Origin of the sequence: Streptomyces novaecaesareae (assembly GCF_000716875.1) — a bacterium.
Lineage (GTDB): Bacteria > Actinomycetota > Actinomycetes > Streptomycetales > Streptomycetaceae > Kitasatospora > Kitasatospora novaecaesareae.
On the sequence record NZ_JNWQ01000192.1, the window covers coordinates 1 to 1,436 of the forward strand.

The following is a 1,436-nucleotide window of genomic DNA, read 5'->3' on the forward strand; positions in this document are numbered from 1 at the left end:
CAGGAGTCTCAATGATTGAGTCAAGCCGTCTGCGCGGCCGGATCGGGGGCGAAGATCCGGTTGTCGCGCAGCAGTGCCCACAGGACGCTGACCCGTCGGCGGGCCAGGGCGATGATCGCCTGGACGTGCTTGCAGCCCTCGGCGCGCTTCTTGAGATAGAAGTCCCGGTTGGGGCCGTCCTTGATGATGCTGGTCTGGGCGGACAGGTAGAACACCCTGCGCAGGCGGCGGCTGTAGCGCTTGGGCCGGTGCAGGTTGCCGGTGCGGCGGCCGGAGTCGCGGGGGACGGGCACCAGCCCGGCCGCCGAGGCCAGGTGGCCGGCGTCCGCGTAGGCGGTCAGGTCGCCGGCGGCGACGACGAGCTCCGCGCCGAGTATCGGCCCGATGCCGGGCATGGACTCGATGATCTCGGCCTGCGGGTGGGCGTGGAAGGTGTCGCGGATCTGCTTGTCGATCCGCTTGAGTCGGTCGTCCAGGGCCAGGATCTGGGCGGCGAGGTCGGCGACGATCTCGGCGGCGACGTCCTCGCCGGGCAGCACGGTGCGCTGGGCGTCTGCTGCCTCCAGCGCGGTCGCCGCGACCGCGTCGGCGCCGCGGACGCCGCGGTTGGCCAGCCAGGCGGTCAGCCTCGCCCGGCCGCGGCGGCGCAGGGCGGCCGGGGTCTGGTAGCCGGTCAGCAGGACCAGGGCGCCCTTGTGCGCGGAGTAGTCGAAGGCCCGCTCCAGGGCGGGGAAGATGCCGGTCAGCACGTCGCGGAGTCGGTTGATCATCCGGACCCGGTCGGCGACCAAGTCGGTGCGGTGGGCGGTCAGCAGCGCGAGGTCGGCCGCGAGCTGGGCGGGCACGGCGATCGTGGTGAAGTCCCGTCGGTGGCGGACGGTTTCGGCGATGACGTAGGCGTCGCGAGCGTCGGTCTTCGCCTCGCCCCGGTAGGCGCCGGACATGCGGTTGACGGTCCGGCCGGGCACGTAGACGGCCTGCTGGCCGTGGGCCGCGAGCAGGGCCAGCAGCAGGGCGGAGGACGTTCCGGAGATGTCCACCGCCCAGTGCACTTCGTTGGCCAGGTCGAGGATCTCACCGAGCGCGGTCAGGACCGCCGTCTCGTCGTTCTCGATCTTCTTGGACCACAACGTCGCGCCTGACTCGTCCACCACGGCCGCCCAGTGATGTCCCTTGCCGGCGTCAACTCCCGCCCAGACTCGGGCCCTTCGCTCACTCACTCGCCCCTCCTCGACCTCACCGGTATCCCGTTGGCCCGAGGAACACCCCGCCGTCGTCTCCGTAATCAGCGACCGCACACAGCGCGCACATCTCAATCAGCAGCCAGGGCGCCCCGGAGAGCCGGACGGCCACTCCTGTGGAGCCACTGAAGGCAAGACCCCATCAGCCACATCCGGCCCTCCCGGGCCGTCTAACACCTTACGGAGAACCCCATG

General features: G+C 71.0%; 1 protein-coding gene. It reads right to left on the reverse strand.

Features of this window, described 5'->3' with window-relative positions; genetic code table 11:
* Positions 1-20: 20 nt before the first annotated feature.
* Positions 21-1,220, reverse strand: a complete 1,200-nt coding sequence (locus OP86_RS32410) for an IS110 family RNA-guided transposase (protein ID WP_030058519.1) — start codon at positions 1,218-1,220, stop codon at positions 21-23.
* Positions 1,221-1,436: the final 216 nt, after the last annotated feature.